The organism is Clostridium sp. MCC353, assembly GCF_018785315.1.
Classification (GTDB): domain Bacteria; phylum Bacillota; class Clostridia; order Lachnospirales; family Lachnospiraceae; genus CHH4-2.
In genome coordinates this window covers 1-17,403 of sequence record NZ_WQPN01000036.1, presented here as the reverse complement: position 1 = coordinate 17,403, position 17,403 = coordinate 1, and the positions used below count along the sequence as shown (strand labels likewise).

The window sequence follows — 17,403 nt, the reverse complement described above, 5'->3', positions numbered from 1 at the left end:
TATTTTCGTAATTCTGTAATATTATTTCGCGTCAAACCAGGTTAATCCGTCATGGGCTTCCACTTCCAATGTCACCTTTAACTCGGCTGCGTGCTTCATTTTGTCTTCTAAAATGGAGATTACCGCATCCTTTTCATCCAAATACGTTTCAACCAACAGTTCATCATGAACCTGGAGCACGATTCTGGATTTCATATTTTGGGACCGAAGTTCTTTATCCACTGCGATCATGGCGATTTTCATAATATCCGCTGCCGTTCCCTGAATCGGGGAATTCATGGCAACCCGTTCTCCAAACGAACGCTGCATGAAGTTGGCGGATTTCAATTCCGGAATCGGGCGCCTTCTTCCAAAGAGGCTGGATACATACCCCTGCTCCTTCCCTTCAGATACCAATTTGTCCAGAAATTCTTTAACACCGGGGTAGGTTTCAAAATATTTATTGATATACTCCACCGCTTCTTTCCTGGAAATGCTCAAATCCTCGCTCAAGCCAAATGCGCTGATTCCATAGACGATTCCGAAGTTCACCGCCTTTGCATTTCTCCTCTGCAGAGGCGTCACTTCTTCAAGCGGAGTATGGAATACTTCCGACGCCGTAATCGCATGGATATCCTGGGCATCCCGGTAGGCGTTTATCAGCCTGTCATCCCCGGACATGTGGGCCAGAATACGAAGTTCAATCTGGGAGTAGTCGGCATCCACAAACACATAGCCCTCTTCCGGCACAAAGACTTTACGAATGGCACGTCCCAGTTCCATGCGGATCGGGATGTTCTGCAGATTGGGTTCCGTACTGCTGATCCGCCCGGTAGCCGTGATGGTCTGGTTAAATGTTCCGTGAATCCGGCCGTCTTCTCCAATATAATTGGCCAGCCCTTCCGCATACGTGGAATTCAGTTTTGTGAGCTGGCGGTAATCCAGGATCATTTGGACAACAGGATAGTCAACCGCCAGTTTTTCCAGCACATCGGCTGCCGTGGAATAACCGGTTTTCGTCTTTTTTCCATGGGGTAGTTTCATGTGGTCAAACAAAACCTCACCCAGTTGTTTGGGCGAATTGATGTTAAACTGCTCCCCTGCCAGATCGTAAATTTCCTGCTCCAATTTGGCAATCTTTACTTTCAGCTTATCCCCGTATTCCTTCAAAGCCTCTTTTTCCACCTTGACTCCGGCGGCTTCCATGTGGTAAAGGCTGTAAATCAACGGCATTTCAATATCTGTAAACAGTTCATACATCCCTGTTTCTTTTAACTTATCGATGAGAACCGGGGCGGCTTTCCATGCGATATATCCCATATAACAACAACAGGTCACCGCGCCTGCCTCCCCATCGGATAAGGCTTTGCCCAAATCATTTTTCCCCAGCAAGTCCATCTTGGAAGGCACCGTCATGCCCAGATAATCCCTTGCCAGATCATCGTAATCATAGGTGTCCTTTAATGGATTCAGCAGATATCCGGCCACACCTGCATCAAAGGCCGGGCTGTCATAATCCAGTTTTAAATACGGCAGTTGTTTTTTCAGATTCAGCACGCTGACAAGGGGGATCCGCCCGCATAACTCCCTGACCTTATCATATAAATAATCCATGCTGATGAAACCGGAAGCAGCGATCACATAACAGTCTTCCTCACCAAAACAAATGGCCAGCCCCGCGTTGCCGGACGCCCCCTGTACTAACTGCAGCCCTGCGCGCTCTGCTTTTACTGCCTTATTCCAAATCTGCTCCGCCTCTGAAAAATCATCGATCATTTTAAAATGATTTTCCTCATCATTGGTTTCTATGGCATCTTCCCCGAACCTGGCAATCATGGATTTAAATTCCAGCCGTTTCATGATCTGATAAGCTTCCGGGGTATACAGATTGCCGATTTTCGCGTCTTCCAATGAAAACTCCACCGGACAGTCAATGCAGATCGTTGCCAGTGTTTTGCTGAGCTGCGCCATATCGTAGTGCTCCTTCAGCGCCTTCTGGGCTCTGGGCGGCTTAATCTCGTCAATATGCTCATACGCATTTTCAATCGATCCATAGGCGGCAATCAGGCTGGTGGCCGTCTTTTCACCGATAGAAGGCACGCCAGGTATGTTGTCGGAACTGTCTCCCATCAGCGCCTTAACATCGATGAATTCCGTCGGCGTCACCAGATATTCCCGCTTCACGTCCTCGGGATAATAATCATGGATCTCTGTACCGGCCCGGTTGGTCTTGGGAATCCGGATTTTGATTCCGGTATCAGCTAGCTGCAGCAGATCCCGGTCTCCGGAAACTACGGAGACTTCCACGCCCATAGCCGCATTTTTCTTCGCCAGGGTTCCCAGAACATCATCCGCTTCATACCCCGGCAGGGATACCGTGGGAACTCCCATAGAAGTTAAAACTTCCTTTAAAACCGGAACCTGCTCCAAAAGCTCTTCCGGCATGGGTTTTCTGGTTCCTTTGTATTCCTCATACATTTCGTGGCGGAACGTGGGCTCTTTCAAATCAAAGGCGACTGCCAGATGGTCTGCCTTTTCTTCTTCCAGTATTTTGAACATGATGTTGAGGAATCCATAAACGGCGTTTGTATGGAGGCCTTCTGAATTCGTCAGCTCCGGAATGCCGTAAAAGGCACGGTTTAAGATGCTGAATCCGTCTATTAAGATCAATTTGCTCATAGGTGTTGTCTCCTGTTTTCTTGTGATTTTTAACATAATGATATATAACATGAGAGGGTGCATGAAGGGGTGTTACGTGAAGGGTGAAGGCATTTTCGAAAATGCCTTCGGGGTTAACATTAAAACGTGAAGGCATTTTTGAAAATGCCTTCACCCTTCATGTTAAATGAAAGCCTAAAATATCCCCTGCTGTATCCATATCCTGAACTGCAGCAAAAATATAACTATCAAGCTCATAACGCACAGCGTATTGACCGCATACTTCATGATCTTCACCAGCATCACACTGTACAGCCGCTGCTTCGATGCCGTAATTGCCGCTTCCAGCGCCCCTTTAATATTATAACTCCCGGTATCGGTGTCTAACTGCCGGATACCGACTTCTACTGTATAATATATCTCCAATTCTTCCCGGCAATTCGCACATTCTTCAATATGTTCCAAAAAGCCTTCCAATTCTTCATCCGTCAGCTGATTACGTATATATGGCATTACCAAAGCTTCCGCTTCCCTACAGGTCATCTGCTGCACCGCCTTTCAAAAGTCTGTACCTATCATACAATAATTTTCATTTTTTTTCAACGAAAAGACTTGCCAAATGGAAAATCCTGTGATAGAATAATGAACGTTGCACGAGAGCAATAAGCCGGCCTGTCGGAATGGCAGACGAGGTGGACTCAAAATCCATTGATGGCAACATCGTGCGGGTTCAAGTCCCGCGGCCGGCATTACACCCTTGGCAGGGAGAAAGTCTTGAAAGCCTTGATTTTACTAGGTTTTTGAGGCTTTTTTCTTTACACAAAGTTTATAATTGCCTTTGAAGCTGTTATCTGTCCAGCATATTTAAAAAGGTGTAAAGCCTTTTATCCCCATAGACTTTACACCTTTATGTATTAGTTATTATGAGATTTTCTTTTCTACGATTTCAAATTGTAATCTGAAATTGTAATCTAAGTTTGTCTCTTAGCTGCCATGCTGAGATTCATTTCCCTTAATCAATAATCAAGTCCACATACCCCATTATGATTCGCTCACACCCTTCCCCTTTAAAAAAATCCAGAATCGTTTCCAGATCCCTGCTTCTCGTACAGGACATGGTTGTCATATAGGCCGGATCAGAACACACTACCCCAACATTAACTTCAAATTTTCCTACTGACTTGATATGTTTAATCTGTACTAAACAGTCATTGCATCCATACTTAAAATCACAAACTAATTCATTAAAGTCCGTTCCCTCCGCCATCTGATCTTCGATCATACTTATTATTTTTTCTTTGTCAAAATTTGTTACCGGCCAGTTTTCTCCATGTTTGTTCATCTTCTCTTCCTCCATTTAATGAAAAGAAAGCCAGAGCCTGAAACAGCCTGAATATTTCAAAATGAGAATCCCACTGTCTTACCTACGGTTTACAAATACCACACGGAGAATATCCCTGGGATATCAGTTCATCCCGATTCCCCGTATAGCTCTCCTTATTCTCCTCTTTCATTTTAACAACACCTGAACAAGAAGGCTGGTGGAATTTATGGGAATTGGTATTCAATATGTAAGTATGCTCTGCGTTGTCAGCCGATCCGTTCCCTTCTTTCTGTTCTGCTGTATCCCCGGCCCCATGATCCGTTCCCTCTGTTCCTGCAGATTTTGTCTGTTCCCCATCAGAATCGGACAGCCGGCTTTCCCCTGTTTTATAGTCAATGGAAACTCCGGGCTGGACATTATAGACGAACACGTTAAAGAGAATCCCTTCCCCATCATCTTCCACCGACCGGGCCTCCATCAGCACGCCGGAAGCAACCAGATTTTCATCGGTAAAAATGGGGGTAACCCGGTAAAGTACATGGTTTTTCGTTTCTTTGATATAGTCGGCAGTCATATTTTCAAATGGCAGCATGCCCTCCACATTCATATAGCGGGTTCCTGTAATCAAATTCTCTTCATTGGCATTTTCTGCGGTTAATTGAAAACCAATTAAATGACATCTGTTATACAGATATTTTCCGTCCACAAAATCATATTTTACGGTCTGCCAGCCGCTGGGTTTCACCTGGCCGATATTCCCCCTTTTTTCAGTGGGCAATAAATCGGTCCCGATATTGGCAAATGCCGGCCCACACCTGCCCAGATCATCTAAATCGCTATATGATTCAAATGATTCCGTAGAAATGTCCTCTTCTGTGAAAAATGGGACATTGTCATGAATAACAACATAGGGCCTGCCTGTGTAAGCAGGAATATCATTCAAAGAAAATGTTTTTGTCTCAGAAGATATCTGATTGGCTGCCGCCATATTCTCTGTCCCGCATCCGGTCAACAGAATTCCTGCTGCCAAAACAATTGAAATAAAATAAGCTTTTAATTTTGTCATAATCATGTCGGTAAAATTTGCCGATCTCCTTTCAACATTTGCCCCGATCATAACCGGGTATAGACCTCTTCCGTAATCATTTCATGGGAATAGCCAGTAAAATCCTTCCGGCCGTTTTGTTTCCATCCCTCCAGCTCCACCGTAAAATAAAAATCAGCCGGATATTTGCGGTTCCACTTGTACAAAATGATCCGCTCTATCCGGTCCAGATACGGAATAATGTTCCTGTCCTCGATAAAACAATAATCATCTTCTCCCGCTTTTTCCAGAAATCCTTCATCTGCGATGATTCCTTCGGAGGAACAATCGGTAAATTGTTTATAAGAATATGCGTTCATCCATAATTTTTGCCCGGCGGCCCGCTCCATCACGCGCGCGCGCACCTCCCTGTCCTGGCTCTGGCGCCGGTGATTGAACATCATTCCATTGTCATCATCTAAACATATGATCGCAGTCATACTTTTATTTTCTCCTTCAATTTGTATTCTTCCCTTTACCCGTGCGACTCCTGGTTGCTGAAAACTACGGGTGGGGATTTTTTCTTCCCCTCCCATAAATTAATTTATTACAAAATCGGCAGAGACTGTCTGGGACCGGCCATTCTGCATATTCGTTATAACTTTTGAAAAACGGTAATATCCCGGTTCAAGAGGGCCATAGACCTGTTCTAAATTCACCTTGACCGCGGCGCTCTTTTTTCCCACCAGCGTATAGGCGATGTCGTTCCATCCGGTTCCTTCAAGAAATGGAATTTCTTTTAATTCAGGCCCCTCAAACCGCTGGAGCATGGGCTGTTCGCCATATGAAAAATCATCGGCGCTGTTGCTGTACATGGTAAAGATGAGCTCCAGCCCCTCACGGCCCTTTTGGGGTTTGCTTTCGGTGAATACATCAATTCCGGTGCCGCACATCAGCATCAAATATGCAGAGGAAGGCTCCATGCCCAGTCCAAAAGCAGCATCCGTCTTAAATGCAATCGCATATGTTTCCGTCCTCCCATCTTCAAACCTGCAGTCCGCCAAAAAACCTCGTATGATTCCGGCAGGCTGATAGGCTTCGGAATAACGGAAGTACATGACATTTAAATTTGTATCGATATAGGCGGAATATCCATCCGTGCCCGCCTGTAAACTGATGACTTTCTCTTCCGCATACGGAAATTGGGAATTTCCGCTTTCATCCAGTATCACATCAGACAGGCTGACAGAAACAGGCGTACTACCATCTGAAAAATCGAAGTTCAGCCAAGATCCTATGGGAATATACTGCAGTTTATCCTGCTGCACCAGCTCCTGAAATGCCCCCTTGCCTTTGCCCGAAGGAACTTTCACCATCGTGCCATCCTTGTCATAGGATACCGTGAGCATTGGAGAACGCCCTTCCGGGATCACTTTAAAGAAATACTGACAGCCGGTTTCCCCGCTTTCAGATTCCCAGGTAATATCCAATTCGACGTAATAGAGCATATCCTGGTGAGGAAAAATGATCTCATCCAGCCGCTCAGCCTCCTGCTTTCCTTCGCCATCCGGTTTAAAATTCTCATCATAAAATCCATATATAATCCGGGATATAGGGCAGTTGGCTTCCAGTTTCATATCCCCTGCATACGGTACCTGGGGCATTCCTATGACTTCCTCCGGCCGCAGCCATCTCCCGCAATCAAAAACCGTCTGCTCGCTGCCGGCTGCATCTGTCTGTATGGTTTCCGAAGAAGTGAAATTCTCTATCGGAATAAACGTTTCTCCGTCCGAATACACCTTAACCATAGGACGTTCTCCGTATTTTACCAGTTCTTTTATGGTTTCCGGTTCCGCGTCTCCCTTTTCTGTTTTTTCCTTCTCCGCGTTTCCCTTCTCTGTTTTTTCCTTCTCTGTTTTTTCCTTCCCTGATTTTTCCTTCCCAGCACTCTCCATCCCATCAGCCAGCTTTTTCGCGGCCCCGTCCGCTTCTGATACGCTATCCCCAGTTGTTTCTCCTCCTGTTTTTAAGCCTTCAAAGCAGCCAGACATAACCAGAATCCCTGCCAATGCCAGAATCATTAATATAAATTTTTTCTTCATAATATTCCTCCCCGCCGGAACAAATCAATGATCAAAGGCAAAGCTTTGTTATTATTTACCTGTTTAAAGATATTATAATAAAGGGGAGTGAATAATAAAAGTAGGCCATTTCTTAAAAATACTTACACTTCACTCAAGTTCACCAACTGTTTTCTGGCTAAAACGGACTGTAACCGCATAAACGGATTCATAGCCATATTCCTGGTATTTTTCAGGTTTAAAAAAATAATCCACATCAAGAGAATAAACAGAGCTATTGGAAGTAAAAATCTGCATGACTAAAGGAATCTCCTGTTCGTAAGTGATTTCCCTCAGATTGTTCAGCATTGACGTTGCGCGCCCCATTTCTGTAATCCCTTCCTTGGGATCTGTGGAATGTTCCATTGATCCGCTGTCATTCTCGCTTTGCACCGCTATTCTCAGCCCTTCTCCGATATTTTCAAAGCTGAGGGCCAGCCTGCCTTTTATGTCGGAAAACTGCCATCCCCCGCCACCTGAAATCAGCTCCCAGGTTCCATCTGATAATTGATACGTATTGACTTGAATACATTTCACCGTATCATCCAATACAAAATCATAAATACCAGCTCCGCTTTCGGCGCCAAGCAATTGAGCAATTTTCTCCTCCTGCTGTGATAACACCGCTTTTTCAATATACATGGCCGGTTTCCCGGGCTCTCTGCTGCATGAAGAAAGGGTAAAAAGCGCTGAGATGACAGCAATTAATGTGATACTGTTTATTATTTTTTTCATATTCTGTCCCCACGCAGTTTATAAAATATCATACCAATTAAATTTCCAATAAAAGCGATCACTCCATATCCGATGATATACACCCAGGCGCTGGAATTATAATATAGGAATATAGACGGTATAAAAAGCAACGCTGTAATAACGCCATACTGCCAATGAAACGAATGGTTTGCACCGTAAAATACGGAGCACAGAAAACACAAAAACGGTATCACCACCAGAAGTATTAAGACAGCAGTTCCCGTATCCCGAATCAATCCCGGAACCAGATAAAAATCCAACGCGATAAACAACAGATACATCCGCATACTCTTCAATATTTTCATAAATCAAGCCCTTTCTGTCTGTCCATAATTCTATTTTTTAATAATGACGCCATTACTCTAACCCCGTCATATATAATGGAATGACATTGATAACCGGTTCTTCATAGGGATGGACCTGTTTTACGGCAGCCATGGTATCCTTCAGGCGCTCAGTCCGGCAGGTGACCTCCACCTTTAATTCAGGTTCCGTACTGATAGAGCCGCAGCTTCCTATATATGGACTGCTGCCTTCTAAAGGCCTCCAGCATCCGGTCACCGGGCTGTAAGACATACAACTGTCATAATTGCCGATGTGGCCGGCATCCACTGTCTGAAGGGCTTTCTGCAGCTCCTTTAAATGAGACTCCGGAATAAAAATTTCTATCTTACAATTGGTAAATGGTTCCATACACAGTTTCACCTTTCTAACTTTCTCTTTGATCAATATTTTAAACCATAAATCCCGTCCTGCATATAGCCGGATCGTAAATATCAGCTTTTTTCAATGCCTCATCTTTTAATGGAACAAAATACTTTTCCTTTTAATTCCAACCGGTTTTTCATAGAAACATCATTTAAAACAGGCTGTCCATGAAATTCATTGTATCATAGACAGCCTGTTCAGTGTAAACACATCAAAACCTTATTTCGTAAAAACTCCGCAGATGGTTTCTCCAGTATCCGAAAATTCCTTTCCAGCCACATCACCATAAAAGCTAAAACTTTTAAAACCAAAAGTTTGAACCTCCGCCAGCAGCTTCTCTCTGGTAAAAAAATGATCCCATATATTGTAGCAGTTTATGGTCTCATCCGTCAGCACAACACATTGGCGGAGTTCAGTAGCATCCTCATCCTCATACTGATAAACCGCTTCAAAACAAATATGCGGCCTTTCACACCAAAAACCCCCCGTTTCACAGCACTGCCAAGAACGGCTTTCTTTTTGTCTCATACGCGGTGTAAATACATCAAAAATAAACCTGCCGTTTGGTTTTAATGCCCGATATACTTTTTTCAGCAAAAGAAGCCTGTCTGTAACCGGCAGCACAGCATAGTCACAATAGATCAATGTTATTACATCAAATTGCTCCGTGTAATCAATGGTCAGATAATTTTGATAATGATATTTAATTGGGTGGTTTTTCATTTTTGCCTGTTCTTTTGCATATTCAATAGAACGCTTGGAAAAATCCACTCCCGTTACCGAATACCCTGCATTATGGAACCGTTCTGCATATAAACCGGGACCGCAGCCCAAATCGAGCAGCATTTTATATTGGGACGGAGGCGCGATTTCAGAAATCCATTTTACTGATTGATCGATAAAATCATATCTGCGGGTCGCCCCATCCAAATCCGGATTCAGATGAGCGGCCAGCATTTCCTGTGATATATGCTCGTCATCCCAGAATTTGCCTGTGCCCGGGGCGTAAAGCTGCGGTTTCTTCAAAAATCTGCTTAATTCACTGATCATTATGTCTTCTCCTTGTTCATGAAGGCTAACTTATAGTCATTTTTTCTTATTATTTAATATTACGTTGTTTTTTATAATTATCATCTCCTGTAAGTTAATATTAAATGTCTATCCATCGTCACTCAGTCATCATCATCGTGGCCGGATTCGTCGTCTTCATCCGAATCTGAATCATCTGAGTCTGAATCATCTGAATCCGAATCGTCCGAATCCGAACCGTCTGACTTGGAATCTTCCCTATCATCGTCCCGGTCCGAATTGTCATATCTGCCGGAACCATTAACTGAGCCGTCAAAATCCCGGCCGTCTGAATCGCTGTCATCCGAATCGCTGTCATCCGAATGATCTGAGCCATTTGAATCATCCGAAGTATCTCCATACGGCTTATCTGATCTGCCGGAACCATCACCACGATTTTTATCATCATCCCAGTCTATATCGTCTTCATCCCAATGCTCATCGTCATCATCCCGGTCATCCTTCCTTCTCCTGGTTTTTCCATCCCAGTCTTCCTCATCCATATCTTCGTCTCCGGTATCTTCGTCCTCGTCATCCTCCCCATTTTTATCCCCATCGTCATCCTCTTCGTCATTTTCGTTATCGTCATCTTCGTCGTCAAACTTATCGTCATCACCCTGTTTCATGCTCGCCGGAGGCACAGTTTCCGGCGCGGCAGCCGGAGGTAAAGCCGTCCATACTTTTTGGCTCCCGGATTCCGTGTCCGGCGTTTTTTCCGTTTCAGATGCCCTAGTCCCCTGTTTAGACAGACCATCTTTCTCTTCCTGCCAAACTTCAATTCCGTCAAGGCGGATTCCATGTACTTCGGCCAATTCAACCAGTTCTTCAACCTTCAAACATGCAAGCTCCTCTTCTTTCAGCGAAGGATCCTGTTTCATCATGAGACTAATGAGCTGCTGCCTTCCCAAGGAGATATGATACTGTTCTGCCTGCTTCTCCATCTCTTTATCCACATCCAGTTTCTGCATAAAAAGTTTGGGAACAATCCCGTAATCAGCCAACACCCCGGAAACTGCTTGGGGCAGCGATGACTGCAGTCCACTGTATGTTCTTTGGCTCTTACTGTTGACCGACAGCAGGATAACATTTTTTGTATCGGTCAAATATCCCTGGAGCGCAAGATCATCCACAAGACTTTCAACCATTTCCGTAATATCCCATCCTCTGTAATTCCGTCCTTCCAAAAGCTCGGCAGCCTCCTTGTTTTTCGCCTTAACAGATAAAACCTTCTCTCTCCGGCTCACCATAATTTCCAGGCTGGGATTTACATCCACATCGACAATACTGTATATCATTCTGAAGTTTGCAAACCATCCGGTTCCAATCAGCAGAAGCAGACAGGCACAGGCCAATGCCAGCCCTCTTGGATACCAATACACCCTGTTTTTATCCTGTCGCGTTATCTCATCATGTTCCTGCATCCTGATAACTGGAATATCCGCAATTTTTTCAAAGGACGGATGGGGCAGCTGTTCCATAGAACGTTTTAATGAATCCTCTATTTCCCTGTTCATTTGCTCCCCTCCTGTCCTGATAAATACTTTCTTAATTTTTTAAGCGACCTCTGGTAGCGGGAAAGCACCGTTGACAGAGGCACTCCCATGCCTTTTGCGATTTCGTGATGCTTCATTCCTGATAAGGCATGAAGCAGGAGAATCTGGCGTTCTTCTTCCGACAACAGTTTAAATGCTGCTTCCAAAATCAGCTTGTCTGTCGGGTCGGTTATATAGGAAAAATCTTTACGGTTTTCCAACTCGCCGTCATCCAGGTATACAGACCTTCCACTTCTTTTCAAATGATTATGCGTCAAATTACGGGCTATCGTGAACATCCATGCCATAGGCTTTCCCTGTGGGCGGTACAGATGGGCAGCAGAGCGTATTTTTAAATAAGTATCCTGCACAATATCCTGGGTATCTTCCGGATTTTTCAGGATGGAAAAAACATAGGCGTAGACTGCCCGTTCCGTCAGGATATAGAGTTCTTCCAGAGCATTTCTATCACCCTGCCCTATCCTTTCAAACAGGCTTTCATCTATTTTTTTCCCATTTCCATATCCTGAAGGCGGTTCTTCCCCCACTACCATGAAGAATATCATACTTTAAAATTCCCCTCTCCTGCCCTTTTGGCTCTATCATAACGGGAAAAGCAGAAGTTTACAATCTTTTTTCAGCTCAATCAGCTATTTCTGCATTTTATAAAATCATTTTAGTTATTCAGATTAATCATCATCTCTATCATGATCGTCGTCGTAGCGGTCATCATCGTGATCGTCATCATCGTGGTCATCATCGCGGTCGTCATCGTAGCGGTCATCATCGTGGTCGTCATCATCGCGGTCATCATCATCGCGGTCATCATCATCGCGGTCGTCATCGTAGCGGTCATCATCATCGCGGTCGTCATCGTAGCGGTCATCATCGTAGCGGTCATCATCATCGCGGTCGTCATCGTAGCGGTCGTCATCGTAGCGGTCATCATCATCGCGGTCATCATCATCGCGGTCATCATCATCGCGGTCATCATCAAACCAGTCATCATCAAAATCATCATAAATATCATCCAACGCATCAAAATCAATGTCATTTTCATCCGCCAACCGCATCAGATCTTTCATATCCATAGATGCCATTTCTTTTTCGCTCAATCTGTCATTCTTATTTCTGATTTCGTGAATAACGTACATCTTCCCCGCAGATATCTTATATTCTTCCGCTTTTCTTTTCAGTTTATCTTCAACCGTAATTCTGTCTGCCGCAATTCTCGCGTCCAAATGGCGTTCATCAAGATAGGTTTCTATTAATTTAGCAGCCCGGTCCTTCTCTTCCTTCGTCAACCTGTCGTCTTTTACCGTAATGCGGATATTATTTCCCTGCTTTTTGCCCAAATAGCCTTCAGCAATCATCTTATCCGCCAGCTCCTCGATTACATCATCCAGATCGTCATCTTTGATCTTATAATCTGATAAAAACTTTTTAGCCGCTTCATTCAAAGGGGTAACCGATAACACATCATCCAGACGTTCGGTTGTAATCTCGATTTTCAGTGTTTCTTTACCCGTACCTTTTGGAGCGCCAAATGCCCCCGTAACCATCATCATTGAACTCATGCCGGCCGCCGCTGCGAATATAACGTATTTTTTCATCATAACAAACACTCCTCTTCTTAAAAATAATATTTTAATTGTTTCCTGGGCCCTTACACCTATATAACAAATGGGCTAACGGTTTTATCGCACCTGAAAATATATTTTTAAAATTTTTTTACGATGAATTTCTGCTTAAACAACCACTATTTCACTAAGAACAGTACCATTTGCCCATATCCCATCATATACTATCAAAAAAAGCCTTCTGAGGTATTAAAATGCCCGGATCATGGAGTTATCAGCCTTATCTTCAGCCTTACGATTACTATATATTTTACAGCGCCATCGGACAGCAGGACTATTATTCCTACCTGCCCATAGCGGCTGCCAGCCAGGTGGTCAATGGAATGAATTATAAATTCATAGCCATAGCCGAACCAATCACTGCCGATGGGAGCCCCCATTTTGCTGTAATAGAGACCAGCCAGAGTTCTGACGGAACCATTTCGCCCGCATCCATAGTTCCTGTCGAATAAAATCTTTCTTTTATTAAATGTATTAAAAAACAGCAGACAGGCAGGAGTTCTAACACTCCAGCATGTCTGCTGTTAATAAATCAATAGGATTATCAGGCGGTTCTCATCTCTTCCGCCGGTATCTCTTCCAATATCGCTTTTAAGTCATTCAAAGAAATTCCTTTTTCCGCCATCATGGCCTGAACCGCCTTAAACTCTTCCTGGCTGATCAGATTTTTCAAATTATTTTCCTTTTCTTTCATTGTCTTTAATGCATCCTGATACTGTCCGATTGCATTTTGAACCTCTGTGAGTTCATCCTGCAGCTTCTCCAGTTCAGATTTTCTAACTCCTCTTGGCATATCCCGTATCTCCTTCAATAAGTATTTTAATGTATCAGACCGTTACATATTAAAGGTAACTATGGTCCACCTGTTATTCTGCTGCATAAGAAAACAAGGGCAGTTGGTTTTTCTCCTATAATAGTATTCCGTGATCTTTTGGTAAAAACGGTATTTTAAAAGATTCGTACACACAGGATAGATGGTCATAGCTATCTCCTTTCAGGTCTTTATAATAAATCTTATGCCATTGAGAAGAAAAATATGACAAGTTTAGATGTCCTTCATTCTGCGCCCGCATTCCGGACAGTATTTTACCGTTCCGGACAATATGGTACCGTCCTTAAAACTCACAAAAATATCACCGTTCTCATTTATCTTAACAGCACATCCGTCCTTTTCCATCCATGCTTTTCTGCCCCCGCAGACCGCGCAGTGGCCGGATTCTTCCTCATCCACTATTTCATATTCCTCTCTGCAGAGGGAAACCGGTATGCCGGACAGGGATCTGACATGGACGCCGCCATACCAGGTATCCTCCACGGTAAATAGATCGCCTTCCTGGTAATCCTCTGAAAAATCATTTAATTTATGAACCACTTTAACGCGGCATCCCTTTCCTTCTTTCAAAACCATCGCCTCCTTATTAATGTACCATCAGTTTACGTGGTTTTCCCTTCAAATGCAATCCGTTCTTTGTAAACATTAAATATTTCGTAAGAAAAACATCAAACGAAATCCATAAATGTAAGCTATAATAAAAACAATCATTACAAATGAAAAGGAGGGGTTCCCTATGAAAAAAGCGGCTTTCATTCTTTTACTGGCCTTATCCTGCACCACCTTGCTGGCCGGCTGCAAAGCAAAACATGAAAAGATCGATCTTTCAACCATACATACAACAGCAGCTCCGGAAACCACCCGGGAAACCATGGCAGAGCCGACGATAGAAACAGAAGCGCCGGGAACAAAAGAATCAAACAGCACTTCAGAATCAGACAAAGAAGCAAAACCGGCCGTCAAAGCCGATATCAGCAAATATACTTCCGGTAAAGTCACCATCGAATATCCGGTGGTATCCAACATCGGGGATGCTGAAAAAGAAAAAAAGATCAATGAACTGCTCAAAACCAACGCAACCGCCCTAGTCAAAGAAAATGACATGGATGAGGCATCCACAGCAGTCAATATCAAATGCAAAATTATTTCTATCGACCGCAAACGCATGACCGCCACTTACACAGGTACTTATGCGGCTGAGAACGCAGCCTATCCGGTCAATGTTTTTTACACAAACACAGTGGATCTGTCCAAAGGTACCAATTTAGGATTCAACGATTATTCCGACGCCTATACCATGGCCGGATATGTGCTTTCCAGCGACTGCACGTTCTATAATGTGAGCGCAGAGCTGGAAAAATCACTGATGGAATACAAAAATACACAGACCATCGACTACTATACAGAACTGTTCAATAAAGCTGATTTTGGTAATTCTGATGCGTTTCCGGAATCCTTCAGCTATGAAAACCAGGGAGTTGTATATTTTTCCATCCCCGTACCTCATGCCCTTGGTGATTATGCTGTAATTAAATTCGTAACTGAGTCGAAATAGATTGATATTTGTCCCTTTTTTTGATAGAATGTCAAAGATGTATGCAAACTATTATTAAAAAGGGGTATTGAATATGAATGACTCAAAGAAATTGACTTCCAGGGACTATTTACTAAGTATTCAACATTTGTTCGCCATGTTCGGCGCAACTGTATTAGTTCCTCTTCTAACCGGTTTAAACCCATCGCTCGCATTATTTTCTGCCGGCGCCGGAACATTAATTTTCCACCTCTGTACTAAATTTAAGGTTCCTGTTTTCCTTGGATCTTCCTTCGCATTTCTGGCTGCAGTCAGTTCAGTGATCCGTCCCGAAGGCACCATCATCCCGGAAAATGTTCCTTTAGCACAGGGTGGAATTATTTTTGCCGGTCTGGTCTATCTGCTCTTCTCAGCCATCGCCTATGGAATCGGCGCTGATAAAATCAAACGGATATTCCCTCCGGTAGTAACTGGACCTGTTATCGTGGTAATCGGTATTAACTTAGCAGGAACCGCCATCGGTGACGCTACAGGAAACTTAGGTTTAGCCGACGGTTTAACCCCTGAAGTCGGCCTGAATCTGGCAATTGCATTATTCACCCTGTTTGTGGTAATCCTCTGCTCGATCTGCGCAAAAGGGTTTTTCAGGCTGGTTCCAATACTGATCGGCATCGCCTGTGGATATCTTCTCTGCATCATTTTATCCTTTGCCGGAATTTTCCACATGGATTTCTCCGCTATCGTCAATGCGGCCTGGATCAACATTCCATTTCAAACTACGGACGTAAATGGGGTTCCGTTTATGAGCCTGCCCAAATTCGATATTGGAGCCATCCTCTCCATTGCGCCCATCGCGCTTGTAACATTTATGGAACACATTGGGGATATAACCACCAACAGCACCGTAGTTGGTAAAGATTTCTTAAAAGATCCGGGACTCCACAGAACTCTTTTAGGGGATGGTATGGCAACTCTTTTTGCAGGCTTCATCGGAGGACCTGCCAATACCACATATTCAGAGAATACCGGCGTTTTGGCAACTACCAAAAACTACAATCCACGTCTGCTGCGGTTGACCGCCGTATTCGCCATCATTCTGGGCTTGTTCGGCAAAGTGGGCGCCATACTTCAAACGATACCAGGGCCTGTTAAAGGCGGCGTTGAAGTCATGCTTTTCGGCATGATCGCTGCAGTGGGCATCCGTTCATTAGCAGAAGCCGACCTGGATTTCACCCACAGCCGTAATCTGACCATTGTCGGTTTAATACTGGTATTCGGCCTTGGATTTGCTCAGCTGGGCGGTCTGACCCTGCAATTTGATTCCTTCAGCCTGAACATTTCCGGTCTCTTTATCGCAGTTGTAATCGGAGTTCTTATGAACCTAATCCTTCCAAAAGGATCGGATAAGATAAAAAATGTATAACATGAAAAACTATTAAAGGAGAAACAGCACTATGGAAAACGTAACAATCATCAATCACCCGCTGATCCAGCACAAAATTTCAATCCTGAGAAATAAGGCAACCGGAACCAATGAATTCCGTTCTTTAACAGAAGAAATTGCCATGTTGATGGGCTATGAAGCATTAAGGGATCTTCCGTTAAAAGATGTAGAGGTGGAAACTCCTCTTGAAACCTGCATGACTCCAATGATTGCAGGCAAAAAACTGGCCGTTGTTCCGATTCTCAGAGCAGGTCTTGGCATGGTAAACGGCATCTTGGCTCTGGTTCCTTCTGCAAAAGTAGGCCATATCGGTCTGTACCGTGACGAAGTAACACATGAACCCCACGAATACTACTGCAAACTTCCAAACCCCATCGAACAACGCACAATCGTAGTCACGGACCCCATGCTGGCAACCGGCGGTTCTGCTGTTTCAGCCGTAGATTTCATAAAGCAGCATGGCGGCAGACATATTAAATTCATGTGTATTATCGCTGCTCCCGAAGGCGTTGCCCGCCTGCAGGAAGCTCATCCCGACATCCAGATTTATATTGGACATGTGGACCGTGAGTTAAATGAAAATGCTTATATCTGCCCGGGACTTGGAGACGCGGGGGATAGGATTTTTGGAACTAAATAGGAAAAATCTTTATTTAACGAATTGACAGAAGTTACGCCATGAAGACGGGGAATCTGGGGCAGGGGGCCGTGGATGAGAGGAATTGGGGGGCGGATTCCGACCCTAAGAAATACTAAGGCCTTCAAGGACGAAAAAAGACAGTGC

19 protein-coding genes and 1 tRNA gene are annotated in these 17,403 nt (G+C 44.1%); 5 read left to right on the top strand and 15 right to left on the bottom strand.

Annotated elements, in window-relative coordinates; genetic code table 11:
* Positions 1-21: 21 nt before the first annotated feature.
* Both polA and GPL15_RS08650 read right to left on the bottom strand, forming a co-directional pair.
* Positions 22-2,658 (bottom strand): DNA polymerase I, encoded by a 2,637-nt coding sequence (polA, locus tag GPL15_RS08655; protein ID WP_215698028.1) that lies wholly within the window; start codon positions 2,656-2,658, stop codon positions 22-24.
* Positions 2,659-2,832: 174 nt separating this feature from the next.
* The gene (locus GPL15_RS08650; RefSeq protein ID WP_215698026.1) at positions 2,833-3,180 is read right to left on the bottom strand and encodes a zf-HC2 domain-containing protein; all 348 of its coding nucleotides are present in this window, start codon (positions 3,178-3,180) and stop codon (positions 2,833-2,835) included.
* Positions 3,181-3,303: 123 nt separating this feature from the next.
* Here GPL15_RS08650 and GPL15_RS08645 point away from each other — a divergent pair.
* A tRNA-Leu gene (locus GPL15_RS08645) sits at positions 3,304-3,386 on the top strand.
* 263 nt (positions 3,387-3,649) lie between these two features.
* Here the strand turns inward: GPL15_RS08645 and GPL15_RS08640 are convergent.
* The 11 genes from GPL15_RS08640 to GPL15_RS08590 all read right to left on the bottom strand — a co-directional run bounded on the left by GPL15_RS08640 (position 3,650) and on the right by GPL15_RS08590 (position 12,785).
* Positions 3,650-3,979, bottom strand: a complete 330-nt coding sequence (locus tag GPL15_RS08640; RefSeq protein WP_215698024.1) for a hypothetical protein — start codon at positions 3,977-3,979, stop codon at positions 3,650-3,652.
* Positions 3,980-4,061: 82 nt separating this feature from the next.
* Entirely contained in the window at positions 4,062-5,078 is a 1,017-nt protein-coding gene (locus GPL15_RS08635; RefSeq protein WP_346344920.1) for a DNA/RNA non-specific endonuclease, read from the bottom strand.
* Positions 5,075-5,485: a ribonuclease Z gene (locus GPL15_RS08630; protein ID WP_215698022.1), complete on the bottom strand. Its 411-nt coding sequence runs from the start codon at positions 5,483-5,485 to the stop codon at positions 5,075-5,077. The genes GPL15_RS08635 and GPL15_RS08630 overlap by 4 nt, the downstream gene beginning before the upstream one ends.
* A gap of 99 nt (positions 5,486-5,584) precedes the next feature.
* Positions 5,585-7,087 (bottom strand): immunoglobulin-like domain-containing protein, encoded by a 1,503-nt coding sequence (locus GPL15_RS08625; protein ID WP_215698020.1) that lies wholly within the window; start codon positions 7,085-7,087, stop codon positions 5,585-5,587.
* Positions 7,088-7,216: 129 nt separating this feature from the next.
* On the bottom strand, positions 7,217-7,840 hold the full coding sequence (locus GPL15_RS08620) for a hypothetical protein (RefSeq protein ID WP_215698018.1): 624 nt from the start codon (positions 7,838-7,840) through the stop codon (positions 7,217-7,219).
* Complete coding sequence (locus tag GPL15_RS08615; RefSeq protein ID WP_215698016.1) at positions 7,837-8,166, bottom strand: hypothetical protein; 330 nt, start codon at positions 8,164-8,166, stop codon at positions 7,837-7,839. The genes GPL15_RS08620 and GPL15_RS08615 overlap by 4 nt, the downstream gene beginning before the upstream one ends.
* Positions 8,167-8,218: 52 nt before the next feature.
* Positions 8,219-8,554: a divalent cation tolerance protein CutA gene (cutA, locus tag GPL15_RS08610; RefSeq protein WP_215698014.1), complete on the bottom strand. Its 336-nt coding sequence runs from the start codon at positions 8,552-8,554 to the stop codon at positions 8,219-8,221.
* A 234-nt stretch (positions 8,555-8,788) separates the two neighbouring features.
* Entirely contained in the window at positions 8,789-9,619 is an 831-nt protein-coding gene (locus GPL15_RS08605; RefSeq protein WP_215698012.1) for a class I SAM-dependent methyltransferase, read from the bottom strand.
* Positions 9,620-9,741: 122 nt separating this feature from the next.
* The gene (locus GPL15_RS08600; RefSeq protein WP_215698010.1) at positions 9,742-11,151 is read right to left on the bottom strand and encodes a hypothetical protein; all 1,410 of its coding nucleotides are present in this window, start codon (positions 11,149-11,151) and stop codon (positions 9,742-9,744) included.
* Positions 11,148-11,735, bottom strand: coding sequence for an RNA polymerase sigma factor (locus GPL15_RS08595; protein ID WP_215698008.1), 588 nt, complete (start codon positions 11,733-11,735; stop codon positions 11,148-11,150). Before GPL15_RS08595 ends, GPL15_RS08600 begins: the two co-directional genes overlap by 4 nt.
* A 123-nt stretch (positions 11,736-11,858) precedes the next feature.
* Positions 11,859-12,785 carry a hypothetical protein gene (locus GPL15_RS08590; RefSeq protein ID WP_215698006.1) on the bottom strand — a complete coding sequence of 309 codons (927 nt, stop codon included), beginning with the start codon at positions 12,783-12,785 and terminating at the stop codon, positions 11,859-11,861.
* Between the two features lie 218 nt (positions 12,786-13,003).
* Here GPL15_RS08590 and GPL15_RS08585 point away from each other — a divergent pair, with 218 nt between their 5' ends.
* Positions 13,004-13,261, top strand: coding sequence for a hypothetical protein (locus GPL15_RS08585; protein WP_215698004.1), 258 nt, complete (start codon positions 13,004-13,006; stop codon positions 13,259-13,261).
* A gap of 92 nt (positions 13,262-13,353) precedes the next feature.
* Here GPL15_RS08585 and GPL15_RS08580 read toward each other — a convergent pair whose 3' ends face one another.
* Positions 13,354-13,602, bottom strand: coding sequence for a hypothetical protein (locus GPL15_RS08580; RefSeq protein ID WP_215698002.1), 249 nt, complete (start codon positions 13,600-13,602; stop codon positions 13,354-13,356).
* Positions 13,603-13,854: 252 nt separating this feature from the next.
* Positions 13,855-14,211 (bottom strand): hypothetical protein, encoded by a 357-nt coding sequence (locus GPL15_RS08575; protein ID WP_215698000.1) that lies wholly within the window; start codon positions 14,209-14,211, stop codon positions 13,855-13,857.
* 166 nt (positions 14,212-14,377) lie between these two features.
* Between GPL15_RS08575 and GPL15_RS08570 the strand changes: the two genes are divergently transcribed.
* From GPL15_RS08570 to upp, 3 genes are all read left to right on the top strand, one after another.
* Positions 14,378-15,196, top strand: a complete 819-nt coding sequence (locus GPL15_RS08570) for a DUF4163 domain-containing protein (RefSeq protein ID WP_215697998.1) — start codon at positions 14,378-14,380, stop codon at positions 15,194-15,196.
* Between the two features lie 73 nt (positions 15,197-15,269).
* Positions 15,270-16,598 (top strand): uracil-xanthine permease family protein, encoded by a 1,329-nt coding sequence (locus GPL15_RS08565; RefSeq protein WP_215697996.1) that lies wholly within the window; start codon positions 15,270-15,272, stop codon positions 16,596-16,598.
* Positions 16,599-16,629: 31 nt separating this feature from the next.
* Positions 16,630-17,259 carry a uracil phosphoribosyltransferase gene (upp, locus tag GPL15_RS08560; RefSeq protein WP_215697994.1) on the top strand — a complete coding sequence of 210 codons (630 nt, stop codon included), beginning with the start codon at positions 16,630-16,632 and terminating at the stop codon, positions 17,257-17,259.
* Positions 17,260-17,403: the final 144 nt, after the last annotated feature.